This is a genomic window from Nesterenkonia xinjiangensis (genome assembly GCF_013410745.1).
Taxonomy (GTDB): Bacteria; Actinomycetota; Actinomycetes; order Actinomycetales; family Micrococcaceae; genus Nesterenkonia; species Nesterenkonia xinjiangensis.
In genome coordinates this window covers 1,841,502-1,859,383 of record NZ_JACCFY010000001.1, presented here as the reverse complement: position 1 = coordinate 1,859,383, position 17,882 = coordinate 1,841,502, and the positions used below count along the sequence as shown (strand labels likewise).

The window sequence follows — 17,882 nt, the reverse complement described above, 5'->3', positions numbered from 1 at the left end:
TCACACCCCGAGGCGACGCCGCAGCTCTGCCGCATGCCGCCGGGAGACCTCCACCCGACTGCGCTGGCGGTCGTTCATGACCAGCACCAGCGCGCCGCGGAAGTCCGGGACGAGCTCGCGCACATAGCGCAGGTTCACCAAATACGAGCGGTGGACACGGAAGAAGTGGCCCTGCAGGCGACGCTCGAGCTCATTCAGCGAGAAGGAGACCAGCACCCGCTCATCGCCGAGCTTCAGCGAGGAGTACCCCCGGGCGGCGGACGCGTAGACGATCGAATCCCCGTCCACCAGCATCGTCCGCCCATCCTTCTGCACCGGTATGCGCACCAGCGGCTCCGGCTCGGCCGCCCGCGCCCGGACCGCCTGTCGGGCAGCGTCGACAGAGGCAGGGGCGCCGTCGTCGTGCCGCACTCCCGGCTCGGCACGCTCCCCACGCCCCGCGACCGAGGAGAGCGCACGGTCCACGGCACGCCGGAGCCTCTCGGCGTCGAAGGGTTTGACCAGGTAGTCGGCGGCGGCCAGGTCGAAGGCCTCCACCGCGTGGTCCGGGTAGGCGGTGGTGAAGATGACCTGCGGCCGATGCGGCATCTCGCGCAGCTGCTCGGCGACCTCCAGCCCAGAGAGCCCCGGCATGCGGATGTCCAGGAAGACGAGGTCGTAGTCCAAAGAGTTCAGCAGCACCAACGCCTCTTCCCCGTTGGTGGCCTCACCGACCACCTGCACGCGCCCGACCTCCTCGAGCAGATACCGCAGCTCCTCGCGGGCTGGAGCCTCGTCATCCACGATCAGCGCGCGCGGCATCATCCGATCAGTATAGAGCTGGCATCCAGGGTTCCATGACGGGCGTCACAGCGCGGATCGCGCCCCGACCCGCACTCACCGATCCAGCCGACCGCCCGTCGCGCGATACACCCAGACCACGAGCACGGCATCCACGATCAGCCACGTCACCCACGAGACCGCCATGTACCCCCAGTAGCCACTGGTCGTCGCCGCCGAGAGCGGCTCCATGAAGTTGTACTGCACCATCTGGAACAGATTGTTGAACAGGGCATGGGCGAAGACTGCGGGCCAGACACTGCCGGAGAGATAGCGCAGAGCGCTGACGAGGACCGCCGCCAGCAGCAGGTCGATGGTCTTAGAGACGACGTCGCGCCCGTCGAGCTCCCCGACATGCGCGAGAGCCGCGAGGAGCGGCAGATGCCACAGCGCCCACAGCCCACCGATGAGCGCGGTGGTCGCAGCGAATCCGTGCCGGCTCAGCAACGAGGTGAGGTAGCCCCGCCATGCCAGCTCCTCTCCGGCGACGGGGACCATGAACACGACGGCCACCGGCAGCGTCAGGAACGCAGCCATCGCGGCGCCCTCGGCCCAGCGCAGATCGATCATCCCCGCCGCCCCCGAGGCGACGAGCGGGACGACAGCGGTGATCACCAGGGCGATGAGAGCGACGAGCGACATCACGATGATCGAGCTGCTCCTGCCGCGCAGCGTCACCCCGGAGGCGACCCAGAGCCTCCACGGGGCCTCCCGCGCCGCATCGCCCGGGGCCTGCGTGACTCGGGAGCGATGAACGGCATGAAGGACCACGATCGCCAGGAACGGCACCCATTGGAACACCGGAGTGAGCACTGTCAGATAGGCCGGATCCGCACCGGCGTAGACAGGCATGGTCGCCAGCGCCACTGCGGCCATGACGATGACGGCGAATGCGAGGACGAACGGCGTGGCGCTCGGACGCCCGGCCGACAATTTTGTACGCTGTACAGACTCCATGATGGTCACGATAGAGGTGCCGTGGTGACGCGAACAAGTGGGAGGGCCCGGAAACCTGGCCCGCGTGGTGACCTGTCGGTCCCGCGGGTGCTCGCCGCCGCGACCACGGTGCTCGAGCGAGACGGGATGGACACGTTCAGCCTCCGGGGCGTCGCCCGCGAGCTGGGTGTGGCGCCGAACGCCCTCTACACCTACGCACGGTCACGCGATGCACTCCTCGAAGAGGTCGCGGATGCGGCCCTGGAGCATCTTGATCTCACGCTCCTGTCCCCCGACGGTGCCAGCCCGAGCCCGGGCCCACCACAGGCCGATCCAGACGAGGACCAGGAGTCAGCACGACGGCGGGTGGTCGACTTCGCGGCCCATGTGCTGGCTGAGTTCCGTGCGCATCCGGCGATCGCGCGCGTCCTGTTCGACCGTCCGATCGGCGGTCCAGGGGCGTACCGGCTCAACGAGTCACTGATCGGCGCGATCCACGCGTGCGGACCGAGCGTTCCTGTGGCGGCGCGCATCTCCTACGCCCTGACGGCATTGGTCTTCGGCCACGCGATCATCGAGGTGACCGACGATGCCCGCACCGAATGGCCGCCCCCGCCGGACCCGGAGACGAGTCCGCTGACAGTCGCCGGGGCCGTGCCCGTCCCGGAGATCGAGGACGTATTCCGCTGGTCCGTGGAGAATCTGCTCGTCGGATCCGGCTGTTGAGTCGCCGGTCGTCGCGCTTCGGTCACGTCATCGGCACGCGCAGGTCCACCACGGTGCCGCCGCCGCGAGGGGTCGAGATGGAGAGGTCGTAGCGGTCCCCGAAGAGGGTCTCCAGCCGCTCGGTGATGTTGCGCAGCCCCACCCCGGCGTGCCCGGAGGAGCCCAGTCCGGACAGCGCCCCGTCCTCATCGTCGCCGCCCGCGCCCTCGTCCTGCCCGCGCATCAGCCGGGCGAGCACCGCCGGGTCCATGCCGACGCCGTCGTCGGAGACCCGGATGGAGGTGGTCCGGGTCAGCGGATCCACCCGGGCGCGCAACCGCACTGTGCCGCCCTCCTTCTTGTCCGCGATGCCGTGCTTGACCGCATTCTCCACCAGCGGCTGGATGGTCAGCACCGGCACCCGGGAGGTCAGCACCTGCGGATCGATGTCATAGCGGACCTGCAGCCGCTCCCCGAACCGCGCCTGCTCCAGGGAGAGGTAGGTCCGCACGAAGTAGTACTCCTGGGCGAACTCCGCGAAGTGCCCCTCCTGCCGGACCGCATACCGGAAGAACTCGGAGAGCCGCAGGAGCAGTTCGCGCGCCTCGTCTGGCCGGGTGCGGGCCTTGGAGGCGATGGTGTTGAGGATGTTGAACAGGAAGTGCGGGTTGATCTGGGCGCGCAGCGCATCCAGCCGAGCGTGGGTGGCCAGCCGCCGCTCACGGTCCATCTCGGCCAGCTCCAGATGCAGGGACAGCATGGTGGCCATGTCCTCCACCAGCTGCTTGGGCGGGATCTCCATGCGTGCCTGGAAGACCCCCAGGGAGCCCACCACTCGGGAGCCGATGGCCAGCGGAGCGATGACCGCGGACTGCAGCGCACAGTCGGGAACCTTGCAGCCCAGCCCGGCGCGATCCTGCACCACCACGGTGCGGCCCTTCTCGATGGCGCGCACCGCCGCCCGGGTCTGCATCTCACCTCCCACCCGGTGATGGTCCGCCCCGGGCCCCACGAAGGCGAGGATGTCCTGGCGGTCGGTGATGGCGATCGCGTCCCCGGAGAGCATCGGCTGCAGCAGTTCAGCCGTCCGGCGTGCGGCCTCAGGGGTGAGCCCGGAGCGCAGCGGCACCGAACGTCCGGCGGCGGCCAGATCCCGGACTCCGCGTGCGGCCTCCAGGCGGTCCCGCTCCTCCCGGCGCACCGCCCGGCCACCGACGCGTGCCCCGCCGCGTCCGCGCGGACCGCGCAGCGCCGACGGGTATCCCAGCACGACGGCGACGGTCAGCACCGTGCCCGCGCCGATGGTCGGCAGGATGGCCAGCGGCGGGTCCACCAGCACCTGAGTGACCAGGTACACCAGCGTCCAGATGGCCAGCACGGCCCCCGCCAAGATCACGCTACCGCGCATCGTCCCTCCTTGAGATCAGCCTGCGGTGCAGCATCCGACTCCGGCCGCCCTCCTCGCGACGTTCCTGCCGGCGGGAGGCGATGGTCAGCCGCGCCAGCCGCTCAGCCCGGCGGTCCGCCGCGGTGCCGTGCATGATCACCCACGACTGCTCCACGTCCTCGGGCGGGGAGCTGTTCACGGACACCACGACGGCGACCAGCCCGGCCACCGGAGCGGCCACCAGGGTGGGAGTGACCAGCAGCTCCCGCCACCACACCGGCTCCAGGAAGCTGCCGGCAGTGAACATCGCCACGGCGAGCGCCCCTCCGGTGAGCATCCCCGCCACCGCGCCGCGGGCGGTCAGCCGCCGCCACCAGATGGCCAACACGATCACCGGAGTCAGCGCGGAGCCGGCGACGGCGAAGGCCCAGGTGACCATGGTCGCTACCAGGGAGGGCATCGCCGGGGTGAACGCCTCGGGGCGCAGCGCGATGGCCAGCGCGGCGGCCGTGGCGGCGGCCACCAGAGTGGTCAGTCGCCCCGCCCAGACCGCCTGACGCTGGGTGGCGCGCGGATTGATGTGCCGCTCGTAGACGTCATGGCCCCACGTGGCCGCCGACGCCAGCAGCAGACCGGCCACCGTGGACATCGCGGCGATCAGCGCGGCGGCGGCCACCAGCCCCAGTCCGGAGTCCCCACCGTAGATCCTGCCCAGCACCGGCAGGGCGTGTTCGGGGATGCGCAGCACGCCCTCGACGGTGAGCTCCTGCAGCCAGGGGCGATCGCGGGCCGCGGAGGGGATGATGTCTCGGGCCGCGGTGCCGAGCATGACGGCCAGCGCGTAGAAGGCGCCGATGAGCATCAGCACCCAGACGGTGGTGGTGCGGGCCGCCTTGCCGGTGGGCGAGGTGAAGTAGCGGTTCATCACGTGGGGCAGCCCGGCCGTGCCGAGCCCGAGAGTGACCACCAGGGCCACCTGGCCGAGCTGTCCGTAGCGGGCGCCGGGCTCACCGAACACGGCGGCCTCGCCGTCGTCGATGTGGTTGACCTCCTGCTCCAGCCCCCAGCCTGCCGGGCCGTGGGCGGGATTGCTCAGCGGCTCCTGGCTGAGCTGCTCCACAGCTTGCCCATAGCGGAAGCCGTCCCCGGTGACCACCAGGGCCAGCCAGATCAGCGCGGCGAAGAGCAGCAGGAACTGCACCGCCTGATTCCAGGTGGTGCCGCGCATCCCGCCGAAGGCCACGACGACGGCGATCACCGCGGTGGAGAGCAGCACCCCGGTGGCGTAGGGGCTCAGACCCAGCACGCCGTGGCCGACCAGCAGCTCCCAGGTGATGCCCCCGCCCACCGACTGCGGGATCAGGTAGAAGAGGATGACCAGCTGCACCACGCCGACCGCGGAGAGCCGGACCGTGTCCGAGCGGAGCCGCCGGCCCAGGAAGTCGGCCAGGGAGAACTCGCCGAAGCGGCGCAGCGGAGCGGCGACCAGCAGCAGCACCGGCACGAACCCGGCGGCGAATCCCACCGCATACCAGGCGCCGTCGAGCCCGGAGACGTAGACCGCGGCGGCGACGCCCAGGAAGGAGGCCGCCGAGAGGTAGTCCCCGCAGATGGCCCAGGAGTTGGTGACCACCCCGACCCGCTGGCCGGCCAGGTAGAAGTCCACAGTGGAAGAGTGCCGGGGGCGGGTGATGAAGGAGACCCCGAGGACGATCACCAGCACGGCGATCAGGGTGATGATGGAGGCCGCGGTCATCGCTGCAGCTCCTCGGCGCCCGGGCCCTCGTCAGGGTGGACGTCGGGGTCCACGGCGGGGTCGAGGAAGGGCGAGTCGGGCGGCACATCGGCGTCGAGCAGGATGCGCCCGGCGCCGTCGTCGTGTTTCTCCCGGGCCTTCCCGTGGCCCGGAGAGTCCTCCACGACGTGCCCGGACCCCACTCCGGCATGGCCGAGCATGCGGGACTCCACCGCCGAGCTCAGCGTGGCCGCGGCGATGCCGATCACCGCGAAGACCACGTAGAGTCCGATCCCCGCGGTCAGGAACCCGGGGCTGAGATGCCCGACCAGGCGAGCCTCGGACCACCAGTCCAGAGCCCTGGTCAGCACCGGGAAGGCAGCCACCAGCAGCAGGAAGACCACGAAGTAGGTGCCGGCGATGCGCCGCAGGGTGCGAAAGACGGCGTCGACCTCGGCCGGGGTGTCCCGAACCTCCGGGGAATCGTCCCAGGGGTCCTCCCAGGATCCTTCCCAGGAGTCTCCCCGAGTCCCCCCACGGCCGGTCGGCCCCAGGCCATCGCGTCTCATGCGGCCAGTCTAGGCAGGCCCGCCGGACACGGGACGGGGCGGGGGATCATGCGGCGGGCCGCATCCTCCACATCCGGACGGCCACGCGGATCAGGATCACCGCACCGCCGGCGGCGAGGATGAGCCCCATCCCGGGCAGCAGGCCGCCCCAGGAGCCGGTCTGGGCGGAGAGCTGGATCAGCCGGAACGCCTGGGCGGCGACGATCAGGGCCACCAGGACGCCGGGGATCAGCGCGTGGGCGAGGGCCAGCCCCCGTTTCGGCACGAAGGCGCCGGCGAAGGCGAGGAACCCGACCGCCAGGGTGGCGACGCCCGGGCCGTCGGTGCCGCGCAGCGAGAAGGTCTCCCCCGCGATGGGGATGACGACCCAGGGCAGGAACGCGGAGATGATGAGCATCAGCCCACCGAGGATCATGGCCCTGCTGCCGGCGTGGAACACTCCCCATCCGGTGGAGCGGCCCGCACGGATGCGGGCGGTCAGACCGCCGAAGATCCCGCGGTCGGAGCTGCCGCTGCTGCCCGTCGCTGTGCCGTTCGCCGTGGTCGTCATGCTCTGATTCTACGAGTGGCGGGGGTCACACTGGCCACCCTCCTCCGCGAAAGATCGTCGAGCGGCACCCTGGACCCCGCGAGCGGCTGCTTTCACCCGGCGAGCGGCGGCTCTGCGGGGGTGCTGACCGCTCGCAGACCCATACCCGCCGCTGGCGAACACAGGGGCACCGTCTGCATGAGTTTTCTTGTGACCCGCCTCACAGTGAGGTTTCTTTGGTGTCAAGACGTGTGCGGCGGAAGTCACCGCGCACCCCGTCCTGGGCAGCACCGCCCAGGATCGACTCGCCTCAGAAGGGAAGGGAGACTCCCATGGCCGACGCGGCATATGAGAGCACCCCCGGCGGCGCCCCGCCAGACCAGGACAGCTCCTGGCGGCAGCGCTACTGGAAGAAGAATCTGCGCCTGATGATCGTCCTGCTGGCGATCTGGTTCACCGTCTCCTTCGGCTTCGGTGTGCTGCTGATCGAACCGATGAACTCCATCGAGATCCTCGGATTCCCGCTCGGGCTCTGGTTCGCCCAGCAGGGATCCATCTACACCTTCGTGCTCATCATCCTGGTCTACGCCCTGTGGATGGACCGGATCGACGACGAGTTCGGTGTCTCGGAACGCAACGGGGACGGTGAGCGCGCATGAGCGACATCCAGTTCTGGACCTTCTTCTTCATCATCCTGACCTTCGGGATCTACATCTTCATCGCCTGGCGCTCCCGGGTGAAGGACACCAAAGAGTTCTACGTCGCCTCTCAGGGCGTGCCCACCATCGCCAACGGTGCCGCCGTCGCGGCGGACTGGATGTCCGCGGCGTCGTTCATCGGGATGGCCGGGCTCATCGCCTTCCTCGGCTCCGACGGCTCCGTCTACCTGATGGGCTGGACCGGCGGCTACGTGCTGCTTGCTCTGCTGCTGGCCCCCTACCTGCGCAAATGGGGCAAGTTCACCGTCCCGGAGTTCGTGGGAGACCGTTACTCGGAGTCGGTGCGCATCGTGGCCGCCGTCGCCGCCATCGTGGTGTCCTTCACCTACGTGGTCGGCCAGATGAACGGTGGCGGCATCGTCTTCAGCCGCTTCCTCGGCCTGAACCTCACCTGGGGCGTCGTCGTCGCCGCCGCGATCATCTTCTTCTACGCGGTGCTCGGCGGCATGAAGGGCATCACCTACACCCAGGTGGCCCAGTACTCGGTGCTGATCACCGCCTATCTGATCCCTGCGGTGGCCGTGGCCCAGCAGACCACGGGCATCCCTGTCCCGCAGATCTCCTACGGACGGATCCTCGCCGAGCTGGACGCGCTCAGCGTGGAGTTCGGACTGCATGAGTTCACGGAGGCCTTCGCCGGCCGCGACGGCGGACAGATCGACGTGTTCCTGGTGACCGCTTCGCTGATGCTCGGCACCGCCGGCCTGCCGCACGTGATCATCCGGTTCTACACGACCAAGACCGTCCGCGGCGCCCGCTACTCGGCGTTCTGGGCGCTGTTCTTCATCTCTCTGCTGTACCTGACGGCTCCCGCCGTGGGCGCGTTCACCAAGCTGAACCTGCTGCAGGGCGTGCGGGGCGCCACCGTGGACCAGCTGCCCGCGTGGATCGAGACCTGGGGGGCCACGGGCCTCGTGACCGTCGCCGACGGCGTCAACACCATCCAGTCGGTCTCCAACGATGCCGCCTCCGGTGCCGACCTGATCGTCAACAACGACATCCTGGTGCTCGCCTCCCCGGAGATCGGCGGGCTGCCCGCACCGATCATCGGCCTCATGGCGGCCGGCGGTATGGCCGCGGCGATGTCCACTGCGGCAGGCCTGCTGCTGGTCATCTCCTCGGCGGCCTCCCATGACCTGTACTTCCGGGTCATCAAGAAGGAAGGTGCTTCCGAGGGGCAGCAGATGCTGGTGGGGCGCGTGGCCATGGCGGCGGCGATCGTCATCGCGATCTTCGCCGGCATCAACCCGCCGGCGTTCGTGGCCCAGGTGGTCGCGTTCGCCTTCGGACTCGCGGCCTCCACGTTCTTCCCGATCCTCCTCCTGGGGATCTTCTGGAAGCGCGCCAACGGCGTGGGTGCCACCGCGGGCATGCTGACCGGTCTGATCTTCACCTCCACCTACATGATCTACACCCTGGAGGTATTCGGCACCGGCTCCAACGACCACATCCTGGGCGTGAGCCCGGAGGGCATCGGCGCGATCGGCGCGCTGGTCAACTTCACCGTCACCATCGTGGTGTCGAAGCTGACCGCCCCGCCCTCGCACGAGGTGCAGGAGATGGTGGAGTCCATCCGCTACCCGCAGCAGCGGAAGGTGGGCGCCGACGTCTGAACCTCGCACCCGGCCGGCGACGGCCCCGCTCAAGTGAGTCCTCAGACTCCCGAGCGGGGCCGTCGTCGCGCGCTGCTTCCCCGCCCCTCCCGGTTGAGAGGGTGAGTTTCCGCCCGAACTGGCTGGAAACCCGGGCCATTCGGGCGGAAACTCACCCTCTCAACGCAAGGAGGGGGCCTCAGTCCAGGTGCTTGGCGGTGGTGTCCGGGGCCAGTCGCATCATCACGACGACGGCGGCCACCACACCGACCAGGCAGACAGTGAAAGCGCCGGCCAGCCCCAGTGCCGGCTGCAGCCAGCCGATGAACAGCAACGGTCCCACCCCTGCACCGATGCGTGAGACCGTCGACGCCCAACCGAAGCCGGAGCCGCGCAGCTCGGTGGGGTACAGCTCGGAGACATAGGTGTAGAGCACCGGGATGGCGATCTGGATGATCAGGCCGAAGCCGAGCACCATGACCAGCACCAGCGCCGGGACCTCCATGACCAGGGCGAGGCCCACCAGCAGGGCGGTCGCCGTCGGGGCGCTGATCGCCAGGAGCACCCGACGGCCTGTCAGCTCCACCAGAGCCGTGGAGATCAGCACGCCCACGAGCCCGACGCCAGCCATCCCCGCCGAGGTGATGAACGCCCGGGACTGCTCATAGCCGGCCTCGATGAGGAAGTGAGGCATCCACTGCAGGGCGATGTAGTAGACCGTCATCACCCCCAGGAACATCACCCAGGCGACCGTGGTGATGCGCCAGCCGTGGGCCCAGACCCGGCGCAGCTGCACTCCCAGGGAACTCAGTGTCAGCCGGGACGACTCCTCCCCCGGAGTGAGCACGTACTCGCGCGGTGTGGCACCGGTGCGGATCACCAGGCCGTCGATGATCCGCCGAGCCTCGTCCACTCTGCCTTGTTTGATGAGATACATGGGTGATTCGGGCACGAACAGGCGCACCGCGAAGACCAGCAGAGCGGGCAGGATCATGGCCAGCAGGGGAAGCCGCCAGTCACCCCATGTGCCCACCAGCCAGGCGGAGACGAACCCGGCCAGGGCGGCCCCGATGGGCCACCATCCGTCCATGGCGGTCAGCACACGACCGCGGTGCTTGGCGGGGGTGAACTCTCCGACCAGCGCATAGTCCACCGGCACGCAGCCGCCGAGTCCGATGCCGGCGAGGAAGCGGAACAGCACGAACCAGCTGAGGTCGTTGGTCATCGCGCCGGCGATGGTGAAGAGCGAGAAGATCAGCAACGTCCAGGCGAAGGCCTGCTTACGGCCGATGCGGTCCGCGATGGTCCCCCACATGACCGCGCCGACGGCCATGCCGATGAGGTTCGCGGTGCCGATCCAGGCCGCCTGGGAGGCGGTGAGGCCCCATTCCTCGCTGAGCAGGGGGATGAGGATGCCGTTGAGCGAGACGTCCCAGGCGTCGAACATGAAGCCCAGGCCGCCGATGAGGAAGATCCGCCCCTGGGCGTTCCAGCGCCACGGGAGGGATTGGACGACGGCCTCACCGGTGGGGCCGGCATCGCGAGCTGTGGTGGAGGTGTTGTGCTGCACGAGGAGAGTGTAGAGCAGACGACGGCGGCCCCGGGGCCCGCGCGACGATCCCCTTCGCGGGGCGTCATCGTCGCGTGGGCCATCCGGGGCCGCGGTCGTGCGGGGAGCCTGCAGGCTCCCAGCGATCAGGGATCAGGGATCACTCCCAGGTGATCTCCAGCTCCTCGGCCGTCATGTCGACCACGGGGTCACCGAGCCAGCGCGGGTCACCGGACCAGAGTTCGTACAGGTCGGTGCTGCCGCCGGCGCGAGCCTCATACTCGACCTCGACGGAGATGCTGGCGTAGTCCGTGCTCACCAGGTTCGGGTTCGACCAATCCAGTCGCGGTTCGAGCCCTTCGAGCGCCTGCTGGTCGGAGGACGGGAGACTGCGTTCGATCGAACCGTCGATGACCTCGGCGCCGGAGATCTCATCCGGCATGTCGAGGCCGCAGCCGGCGTCCTTCTCATTGGAGGCCACGCATTCCTCGACCTCCGAGATGATCAGCTGACGCCAGGTGTCCTCGGCCTCCTCGGTGAGGATCGGAGTGAGATCACTGGTGGAGATGTAGGTGTCGGTCGCGTAGACGACGCTGTCGTCACCCTCGAAGGTGAAGTTTTCGTGCGCGATGTCCAGCTCATAGGCCGCCCCGAAGAAGACGTAGGTGTCCGAGGTGGTGAACTCTACGCCGTTGACGGTCACGTCGAGCGCGCCCGCGGAGGGCTCGCTGAGCGTGATGGAGGCGTCCAGATACCAGGAGTCGCCCTCGTCATCGGTGGAGGTCCAGAAGCGATGGGTGACGTCCTCATCACCGACGGTGAAGGTGGCGGTCACCTCCTCGCTGAACGCGTACTCGCCGACCTCGACCTCGTTGACGGAGATCTCGGTGATGTCCGCGAGCTCCAGGGAGGCGTCGAGGACCTCCTGGGTCATATGGGTGGTGTCAGAAGGCGCGTCGATCAGTGACAGCGCTCCCTCGGCGTCGCCCTCGGCCAGCGCCGTCAGATACGCCTCCACGGCACCGTCCGGAGTCGAGTCCGCGCCCGGCTCGACAGCCGCTCCGCCGTTCTCCTCCCCGCCGTTTTCGCCACCGCCGTTCTCGCCGTCGTCCCCGCCCCCGCGTCCGAGCACCAAGAACAGGACCACCGCGATGATGACGAGCAGAAACACGACGCCGCCGATGATGCCGAAGATCAGCCCCTTGCCGGGACCCTTGCCACCGGCGCCGCCACCGGGACCGCCGGGGCCGCCCGGCATTCCGGGGCCTCCAGGCCCACTCGGCTGGCCGGGGCCTCCCGGGCCAGCTGGCCCCGCGGGGCCCCCTGCTCCATAGCCGCCCTGGCCGTACTGGTGGCCCCCGTAGCCCGGCTGGCCCTGCCCGTAGCCCGGCTGACCCTGCTGCCCGTAGCCGGGCTGGCCCTGCTGGGGATTCTGGCCCTGCTGCCATCCGCCCTGCTGGCCGTATGGGTTGTTCTCCGACATGAGTCGCCCCTCTGTCAGTCAGCTGCTGCTGACCCTCGTCATGATCAAAGTGCGGTGGACGTCCACGCGCGCGGGTCCGAACCATGCGGCCCCTCCCGCCGTACAGGCGCGAACGAACTCGGGCCGTACACGCCCGAGCTTCCTCGGGCGCAACCTTACCCTCATCTTCCTACTCGATCCGCATGATGACAGGGATCGCGAGGCAACGTTGTGAAGTCGTGACTTGGGGGGAGGCCCCGGGCTCAGTCCAGGACCCCTGCCCGGAAGGCCCGTGCCGAGGCCTCGAGCTCCTCCGCGGTGCGCACCAGCTGGTCAGCACGGGTGGTCATGCGGCGGGCGACGTCGTCCGATGTGCCCTCATGGCTGTCCGCCCAGTGCGCCTCACCCCGGGAGATCACCCGGCAGAAGGCTGCGGCGCGGTCGAAGGCGACGTCGATGTCACCGGTGTACATGCCTGCCAGGACCATGTCCGCCAGCTTGGTCATCTCGTCCGAGGTAGGCGGTTCGGGAACACCAGCGATCGCAGCAGTGGTCGTGTCACCACGGCCCGCGCTGTAGTACTCGGAGAGGCGACGAGGATTCTCCTGCACGGCGGCCCGGATGGCGTAGATCCGCCAGAGGCTGCCGGCCAGGGAGTGGGCCGGCGAGTCGGCCCAGAGCTCGGCGATGGCTTCGATGCCTTCGGTCTCGGCGAGCCTGATGAAACGTTCGGTGACCTCCGGATCGTCGGAGTCGCGGCCGTGGTAGACCAGGGCGTGGGCGGTGTCCTGCGCGGCCTGGGAGATCGTCGCCGGGTCGGCTCCGCCCTCCCGCTCGTCGAACACTGCAGGATCGGTCATCTTCGGTCGGCGATGGCGTGCTGTGCTGCTCATCACGTCTCCTTCCGGTGGGGGCAATTATGCCGCTAAACGTCGCTGGTCACCAGGGTGGCACCAACACGCAGCACGGAGGGGTGATTCCCGGGAGCCCGGCGGGTCCCGGAGATCATCCGACGGATGCCGGGCCGTTCGGTGGCGAGGTCACGACGTCGACCGCCGAGGCAGCGTGATGGTCTACCATAGAAGGCGCCTCGGGACGCCTGACGGGCGCCCCGAGAGTCGCATCGCGGGCCTTTAGCTCAGTTGGTAGAGCATCGGACTTTTAATCCGCTGGTCGCGGGTTCGAGCCCCGCAGGGCCCACCATTGAAACCCCTGGTCAGAGCGATTCTGGCCGGGGGTTCTCGTCTTTCTCCTGACCGCCAGTACGCAGTGAGTACGCAGCAGAGTTGATCCTCTCCCCCAGCCCGGTGAGGTCGTCCTCGTAGAGGTCCGCGTACGTGTCGAGAGTCAGCGTCGCTGACTCGTGGCCGAGAGCCCGCTGCAAGGCTTTGATGTTGGCTCCGGCCTGGACGGCGATGGACGCGAACGTTCCCCGCAGATCATGGACCCTCATGGCGTCGTCGCACCCGGCGGCGCGGAGAGCTGGACGGAGTGCCCTGGTGGTCCAGTTGCCGGAGCGCAGCACCCCACCACCGGGGGCAGTGAACACGTCAGCATCGTCCGGCTTGCCGTCGAGGAGGGGCCGCAGCTCGTCGGCCAGCGCCGGGGCCAGAGGCACCCATCGGGCTGCGTGCGACTTCGGCACGTCCTCCGTGATGCGCCCGCCGATATCCACGTAGGTCCGGCTGACCGTGATCCGCTGACGGTCGAACTCAACAGCTCCGACCCGCAGCGCCACAGCTTCACCCCACCGGAGGCCAGCCGTCGCCAGAGTGAGGAACAGAGCTCGATCCGTGGCCGTGGGCATCTGGTCGGCAACCTTGTGAAGCTCGTCAACGCCGAGCCGGGGGCCGGTGCGTTTCTTCCCTGCCCTGGGCAGCTTCACCCGGGCGGCAGGGTTCAGAGGGATCAGCCGGTCATCCACCGCCCTATCGAGCGCCTGACGGAGCAGGAGGCCAGCGTGACGGGCGCGGGCCGCTGAGACGGCTTCGGGGCCGCGCTGCATGTCTGCGAGCCACGCGGAGATATCGGAGGGGATCACCGCATCCAGGGGGACATCGGCCCATCGGGGCATGATGCGGGACCGGGCCACGGACTCATAGCTACTGACCGTCTTCGGCTTGCCGGTGAAGCCGTCGAGGTAGCGCCGGACGGCCGCGCCGACTGTGGACCGGCCCGCCGACGGGTCTACGTAGGTAGAGGTGGTGAGCGCCGTCGTCACACTGTCCACGTGGCGTTGAGCGTCCACCTTCCGCCCGAACGCCTTGGTCCGCTCCCGCCCGGAGGGGTCTACCCATCGGGCGCGCCACCGGAGCCCCTGGCCGTCACGCTTCGACGGTGACCCGTCAGACAGCCGCCAGAGGTCTTCGACCCCGGCCCGGCGGTTACGACGCTGCGGCATTATTCGCCAGACTCGCCGTCTACCGGCACCATCCCGTTGGAGCCTGTTAGCCGAGGATGTGTCTTGAAGAAGTAACCGACGTACTCACCCGCAGGCTCCTGCAGCGGCGCTGCACCTGGAATGAACGGGGCGATCTCGGGGTCCGCCCTGGCTCTGAGTCGATGCAACTGCTTCGTCACCTCATGGAGACTGCCCCAGTACTCCCACTGGCGTACTGCCACCTCCTCAAGATTCTCGGGCAGCACCTCCCCGATGTGGATGTGGATGGGATCAAGTCCTGCCGCCTTATAAGCGTCGAGGATGATGGCATGAGCCAACCCTGCCTCCCAGTAGCGTCGGACCGCGCTATATACGGCATTCCGGCGCTCTTCGAGCTCGTCTTCGGCGTCCATGAGGGCGTTATCCGTGACGTCCGCCAGCATGTCGTCGACGTTCACACCTAGGCATTTAGCTATCGCGCTAGCCTCGGTCAGCTTTACGGAACGCGTCCCAGATTCAATCTTCTGGACCGTCTGCTGATGGAGCGTCGGCCCTCCGGACGCTTCCAGTTCCTTTGCGAACTGCGCCTGACTCCAGCCCTTACGCTCCCGCTCCGACTTCATGTTCAGGCGGAAGTAGTCATCCGGCCCGAGGTTGCCGTGAGAGCCCTCTGTGTTGGTCATACAGGAAGGGTACCAAAACAGTGTTGCGTGACCCCGACGCGTTGTGTATCGTCTTCATTGTTGGCTAACAACATAACGGATAGGAGGCGTCATGAACGCTACCGCGCAGGACACCATCGCCAACCCGGAAGACCACGCCCCGCCACCGCTCTGGGGGTATGAGCAGACGTCTCGATACACCGGCATCCCTCTGGGAACGCTCCGGTATATGCGCAGCGTCGGGGAAGGTCCGCGCAGCTTCAAGATCGGGCGCGCAGTGAAGTACGACCCCCGCGACGTCATCGCCTATGTGGAGGCCCAGCGCGCTCAGGGCGTCGGCGGCGTCGAGACGGAGGGCGCGGCATGAGGCGCGTCGAGCACTGCGAGAGCTGCGGATACGCGCTCTATGCGTACCCCTCCGAGCGCGGCCCCTTCTACTGCGAGACGGTGCGCTGCGAGCAGGGCCAGGACGCACACGACGCGCTGACAGCCCGCATGAACGAAAAGAACGGGCCGGACTCCCGCCAAGAAGTCACCGGCCCGTTCCCCGAATCAGACACCTACCAGGAGGCATCTGTCATGTCCCAGTCTATCGCCACCACCGAGCACCCCGACCAGCACACCACCACACACGAACTGCCCGGCAGTCAAGCCCGATTCATCCTCCGCAGCCTCTCGCCGGAACAGCCCGGAGTCGTGCAGCTCGACGTAATCACCAGCGCCGGTGACGCGGTGACGATGCAACTGCGCCATGAGCAGGCCCAAGACCTCGCCGACGTGCTGTTCATCGCCGTCGACAGATTCGCCGCCGACGATGACGCGGCCATCGAAGCCGACCACGCCCGACTGCTGGCCGAGGGCGGCTCGACCCTGTGGACCCTCGGCGGTCTGCTGGCCGCCCACTACGACGACCTGGGCACCGTGCAGGTCGTCGAGCTCGCCGAGGCCCTGGAGGTCACCCCGACATTCCTGCTCGAAGCGATCATCGCGCCCCGGCCCTCCTGCCCGTGGGATGACCGGCCCGAGGGTGACCGGCTGCTGACCGTCGACGACGTGTTCAAGGCCGCGCAGGTGCTCGGCGTCGAGACGGCCGAGCTCGCCGAGGTCATCGCCAACGCCGAGGGGGCAGCGGCATGAGCGAAGCACACATTGACCTGGTAGCCCGCGAGAAGGTCGACGGCTTCGCCGTGGTCTCCACGGTGCGCAGTCACGACGACACCACCAGGTACCGGCGGCAGATTCACCTCAGCTTGAAGGCCGCACAGCGCGCCGTGGAGCGCGCACAGGCCAGAGGCTGCGAGGCGACGATCACTCTGTGCGAGTTGCGGCCCCTGGCCGGTGAGGACACCTGATGCGGCCCGAGGACACCAGCCCCGACGCCTACATGCTCCCGGCCCCGAGCAGTGAGCGCGAGGTCTCGATCTATCAGACCGGCTATCACTTCGGAGTCGCCGAGGGTGTGCGCCTCGGCCGCGCACAGCTCACCGACGAGCAACTGGCGTACCAGGCCGAGCAGGCCCACCTGAACCCCTTCCCCGCTGACGAGATGATCAAGCGTCGCCGAGCCCTGAGGGCACGGCAGGCCGGACGACAGGAGGCCGCATGAGCGAGGACAACACCAGCGTTCCCCGTTCCCCAGACACAGGGGGCGGGAACGGGAACAGGAGCCTCTACGGCGACGTGGGGGCGTTCCTGGCCGCAGGAATGCCCGACCCTCCGGCCCCGGAGATTCTGCCTCGCACCGACGGCACGGGACTGTTCTACCGAGGGCAGGTCAACGTCGTCTTCGGTGAGCCCGAGTCCGGCAAGACCACCATCGCGCTGCACGCGGCCCTGAGGACGATCAGGGGCGGCGGACGGGCCGCAGTGATCGACCTGGACCACAACTCCATGGCAGGCATCGTCTCCAAGCTGCTGGCTATCGGAGCCGAGCCCGACGAGCTGACCAGCCTGGACCGATTCAGGTACGCCGAACCTGACGACCGGGCCGAGCTGCAGTCCGTGGTGATGGACCTATCGCAGTGGGGCGCGGATGTGGTGGTGCTCGACAGCATCGGCGAGCTGTTGCCAGCGATGGCCCTGAACTCGAACAGCCCGGATGACTTCACGCTCGCCAACGCGGCCGTACTGAAACCCCTAGCGATGTCGGGGGCGTGTGTGATCGCCGTCGATCACGTCTCCAAGCACGGAGGCGACAAGGGACCGACCGGCACCGCCGCCAAGCGCCGCGCCGCCGGAGGCGTGATGCTGCAGGTCACCGTCAAGGAGCCATTCACTCCCGGTTCTGGCGGCTCCGCGTACGTGTCGATCTATAAGGACCGGCACGGCGGTCTGCGGGCCAACTCGCCGACCGGGGAGCGTGAACCGCTGGCAGGAACCTTCGTGATGCACCAGGACGGCACATGTATCGTCTACGCGGCCGAGGCCGGGGAGCGTAAACCCGCAGCAGTCCCCGCCGAGGATCTGGACGCCCTGGCGCGACTGGACCCGCCGCCGTCGAGCGTCCGCGATGTGAAGGAGCGGATGCACTGGCGCACAGACCGGGCCGCCGATGTGCTCCGGGTCTACCGATCCCAGATCGACACCGGAGCAGACGCCCGTTCCCGTTCCCCCAGCGTTCCCGGGGAACAGGAACACGGCACTGTTCCCGTTCCCCACCCCTATGTCCGGGGAACAGGGAACACCTCGCAGGGCGTCGCATGACGGCACTGTTCCCGTTCCCCACCCCTATGTCCGGGGAACAGGGAACACCTCGCAGGGCGTCGCATGACGGCACTGTTCCCGTTCCCCACCCCTATGTCCGGGGAACAGGGAACACCAGCACACAGCACCCCCGCA

Annotated in this window: 19 protein-coding genes and 1 tRNA gene; 9 read left to right on the top strand and 11 right to left on the bottom strand. The window is 68.5% G+C overall.

All coding sequences use genetic code 11. The annotated features are described in order from the left end of the window. On the bottom strand, positions 1-804 hold the full coding sequence (locus HNR09_RS08480) for a LytR/AlgR family response regulator transcription factor (protein WP_179541637.1): 804 nt from the start codon (positions 802-804) through the stop codon (positions 1-3). 72 nt (positions 805-876) lie between these two features. Beyond that, positions 877-1,776 carry a CPBP family intramembrane glutamic endopeptidase gene (locus HNR09_RS08475; protein WP_179541636.1) on the bottom strand — a complete coding sequence of 300 codons (900 nt, stop codon included), beginning with the start codon at positions 1,774-1,776 and terminating at the stop codon, positions 877-879. 24 nt (positions 1,777-1,800) lie between these two features. On the opposite strand from HNR09_RS08475, the gene HNR09_RS08470 reads away from it, so the two are divergent. After that, positions 1,801-2,481 (top strand): TetR family transcriptional regulator, encoded by a 681-nt coding sequence (locus HNR09_RS08470; RefSeq protein ID WP_179541635.1) that lies wholly within the window; start codon positions 1,801-1,803, stop codon positions 2,479-2,481. Positions 2,482-2,503: 22 nt separating this feature from the next. On the opposite strand, the gene HNR09_RS08465 is transcribed toward HNR09_RS08470, so the two are convergent. From HNR09_RS08465 to HNR09_RS08450, 4 genes are read right to left on the bottom strand one after another with little or no spacing between them, the layout of a single operon-like run. Continuing rightward, positions 2,504-3,868, bottom strand: coding sequence for a sensor histidine kinase (locus tag HNR09_RS08465; protein ID WP_179541634.1), 1,365 nt, complete (start codon positions 3,866-3,868; stop codon positions 2,504-2,506). Then, on the bottom strand, positions 3,858-5,603 hold the full coding sequence (locus tag HNR09_RS08460; RefSeq protein ID WP_179541633.1) for a sodium/solute symporter: 1,746 nt from the start codon (positions 5,601-5,603) through the stop codon (positions 3,858-3,860). Before HNR09_RS08460 ends, HNR09_RS08465 begins: the two co-directional genes overlap by 11 nt. Beyond that, a complete protein-coding gene (locus HNR09_RS08455) occupies positions 5,600-6,151 on the bottom strand; it encodes a hypothetical protein (protein WP_179541632.1) in 552 nt (183 codons plus the stop codon). The genes HNR09_RS08460 and HNR09_RS08455 overlap by 4 nt, the downstream gene beginning before the upstream one ends. A gap of 46 nt (positions 6,152-6,197) precedes the next feature. After that, on the bottom strand, positions 6,198-6,701 hold the full coding sequence (locus tag HNR09_RS08450; protein WP_179541631.1) for a hypothetical protein: 504 nt from the start codon (positions 6,699-6,701) through the stop codon (positions 6,198-6,200). A 311-nt stretch (positions 6,702-7,012) separates the two neighbouring features. On the opposite strand from HNR09_RS08450, the gene HNR09_RS08445 reads away from it, so the two are divergent. Further along, entirely contained in the window at positions 7,013-7,339 is a 327-nt protein-coding gene (locus tag HNR09_RS08445; protein WP_179541630.1) for a DUF4212 domain-containing protein, read from the top strand. Beyond that, complete coding sequence (locus HNR09_RS08440) at positions 7,336-9,012, top strand: sodium:solute symporter family protein (RefSeq protein WP_179541629.1); 1,677 nt, start codon at positions 7,336-7,338, stop codon at positions 9,010-9,012. The genes HNR09_RS08445 and HNR09_RS08440 overlap by 4 nt, the downstream gene beginning before the upstream one ends. Positions 9,013-9,190: 178 nt before the next feature. Here HNR09_RS08440 and HNR09_RS08435 read toward each other — a convergent pair whose 3' ends face one another. The 3 genes from HNR09_RS08435 to HNR09_RS08425 all read right to left on the bottom strand — a co-directional run bounded on the left by HNR09_RS08435 (position 9,191) and on the right by HNR09_RS08425 (position 12,895). Beyond that, positions 9,191-10,561 carry an MFS transporter gene (locus HNR09_RS08435; protein ID WP_343047493.1) on the bottom strand — a complete coding sequence of 457 codons (1,371 nt, stop codon included), beginning with the start codon at positions 10,559-10,561 and terminating at the stop codon, positions 9,191-9,193. A gap of 139 nt (positions 10,562-10,700) precedes the next feature. Further along, entirely contained in the window at positions 10,701-12,023 is a 1,323-nt protein-coding gene (locus HNR09_RS08430; protein WP_179541628.1) for a hypothetical protein, read from the bottom strand. Between the two features lie 242 nt (positions 12,024-12,265). After that, positions 12,266-12,895, bottom strand: a complete 630-nt coding sequence (locus HNR09_RS08425; RefSeq protein ID WP_179541627.1) for a hypothetical protein — start codon at positions 12,893-12,895, stop codon at positions 12,266-12,268. A 234-nt stretch (positions 12,896-13,129) separates the two neighbouring features. On the opposite strand from HNR09_RS08425, the gene HNR09_RS08420 reads away from it, so the two are divergent. Continuing rightward, a tRNA-Lys gene (locus HNR09_RS08420) sits at positions 13,130-13,205 on the top strand. 13 nt (positions 13,206-13,218) lie between these two features. On the opposite strand, the gene HNR09_RS08415 is transcribed toward HNR09_RS08420, so the two are convergent. Beyond that, a complete protein-coding gene (locus HNR09_RS08415; protein ID WP_179541626.1) occupies positions 13,219-14,403 on the bottom strand; it encodes a tyrosine-type recombinase/integrase in 1,185 nt (394 codons plus the stop codon). Beyond that, positions 14,403-15,065 carry a helix-turn-helix transcriptional regulator gene (locus tag HNR09_RS08410; RefSeq protein ID WP_179541625.1) on the bottom strand — a complete coding sequence of 221 codons (663 nt, stop codon included), beginning with the start codon at positions 15,063-15,065 and terminating at the stop codon, positions 14,403-14,405. The genes HNR09_RS08415 and HNR09_RS08410 overlap by 1 nt, the downstream gene beginning before the upstream one ends. A 91-nt stretch (positions 15,066-15,156) precedes the next feature. On the opposite strand from HNR09_RS08410, the gene HNR09_RS16135 reads away from it, so the two are divergent. From HNR09_RS16135 to HNR09_RS08385, 5 genes are read left to right on the top strand one after another with little or no spacing between them, the layout of a single operon-like run. Beyond that, a complete protein-coding gene (locus tag HNR09_RS16135) occupies positions 15,157-15,411 on the top strand; it encodes a helix-turn-helix transcriptional regulator (RefSeq protein ID WP_246348765.1) in 255 nt (84 codons plus the stop codon). After that, positions 15,408-16,181, top strand: a complete 774-nt coding sequence (locus HNR09_RS08400; RefSeq protein ID WP_179541624.1) for a hypothetical protein — start codon at positions 15,408-15,410, stop codon at positions 16,179-16,181. Before HNR09_RS16135 ends, HNR09_RS08400 begins: the two co-directional genes overlap by 4 nt. After that, positions 16,178-16,396 (top strand): hypothetical protein, encoded by a 219-nt coding sequence (locus HNR09_RS08395; protein ID WP_179541623.1) that lies wholly within the window; start codon positions 16,178-16,180, stop codon positions 16,394-16,396. Before HNR09_RS08400 ends, HNR09_RS08395 begins: the two co-directional genes overlap by 4 nt. Beyond that, positions 16,396-16,650, top strand: coding sequence for a hypothetical protein (locus tag HNR09_RS08390; protein WP_179541622.1), 255 nt, complete (start codon positions 16,396-16,398; stop codon positions 16,648-16,650). The genes HNR09_RS08395 and HNR09_RS08390 overlap by 1 nt, the downstream gene beginning before the upstream one ends. Continuing rightward, positions 16,647-17,747 (top strand): AAA family ATPase, encoded by a 1,101-nt coding sequence (locus HNR09_RS08385; RefSeq protein WP_179541621.1) that lies wholly within the window; start codon positions 16,647-16,649, stop codon positions 17,745-17,747. Before HNR09_RS08390 ends, HNR09_RS08385 begins: the two co-directional genes overlap by 4 nt. Positions 17,748-17,882 lie beyond the last annotated feature (135 nt).

Bases quoted from the DNA above. Each gene is read 5' to 3' on its own strand.
- HNR09_RS08480 (WP_179541637.1), bottom strand. From the start codon at position 804: ATGATGCCGCGCGCGCTGATCGTGGATGACGAGGCTCCAGCCCGCGAG.
- HNR09_RS08475 (WP_179541636.1), bottom strand. From the start codon at position 1,776: ATGGAGTCTGTACAGCGTACAAAATTGTCGGCCGGGCGTCCGAGCGCC.
- HNR09_RS08465 (WP_179541634.1), bottom strand. From the start codon at position 3,868: ATGCGCGGTAGCGTGATCTTGGCGGGGGCCGTGCTGGCCATCTGGACG.
- HNR09_RS08460 (WP_179541633.1), bottom strand. From the start codon at position 5,603: ATGACCGCGGCCTCCATCATCACCCTGATCGCCGTGCTGGTGATCGTC.
- HNR09_RS08455 (WP_179541632.1), bottom strand. From the start codon at position 6,151: ATGAGACGCGATGGCCTGGGGCCGACCGGCCGTGGGGGGACTCGGGGA.
- HNR09_RS08450 (WP_179541631.1), bottom strand. From the start codon at position 6,701: ATGACGACCACGGCGAACGGCACAGCGACGGGCAGCAGCGGCAGCTCC.
- HNR09_RS08445 (WP_179541630.1), top strand. From the start codon at position 7,013: ATGGCCGACGCGGCATATGAGAGCACCCCCGGCGGCGCCCCGCCAGAC.
- HNR09_RS08440 (WP_179541629.1), top strand. From the start codon at position 7,336: ATGAGCGACATCCAGTTCTGGACCTTCTTCTTCATCATCCTGACCTTC.
- HNR09_RS08430 (WP_179541628.1), bottom strand. From the start codon at position 12,023: ATGTCGGAGAACAACCCATACGGCCAGCAGGGCGGATGGCAGCAGGGC.
- HNR09_RS08425 (WP_179541627.1), bottom strand. From the start codon at position 12,895: ATGAGCAGCACAGCACGCCATCGCCGACCGAAGATGACCGATCCTGCA.
- HNR09_RS08415 (WP_179541626.1), bottom strand. From the start codon at position 14,403: ATGCCGCAGCGTCGTAACCGCCGGGCCGGGGTCGAAGACCTCTGGCGG.
- HNR09_RS08410 (WP_179541625.1), bottom strand. From the start codon at position 15,065: ATGACCAACACAGAGGGCTCTCACGGCAACCTCGGGCCGGATGACTAC.
- HNR09_RS16135 (WP_246348765.1), top strand. From the start codon at position 15,157: ATGAACGCTACCGCGCAGGACACCATCGCCAACCCGGAAGACCACGCC.
- HNR09_RS08400 (WP_179541624.1), top strand. From the start codon at position 15,408: ATGAGGCGCGTCGAGCACTGCGAGAGCTGCGGATACGCGCTCTATGCG.
- HNR09_RS08395 (WP_179541623.1), top strand. From the start codon at position 16,178: ATGAGCGAAGCACACATTGACCTGGTAGCCCGCGAGAAGGTCGACGGC.
- HNR09_RS08390 (WP_179541622.1), top strand. From the start codon at position 16,396: ATGCGGCCCGAGGACACCAGCCCCGACGCCTACATGCTCCCGGCCCCG.
- HNR09_RS08385 (WP_179541621.1), top strand. From the start codon at position 16,647: ATGAGCGAGGACAACACCAGCGTTCCCCGTTCCCCAGACACAGGGGGC.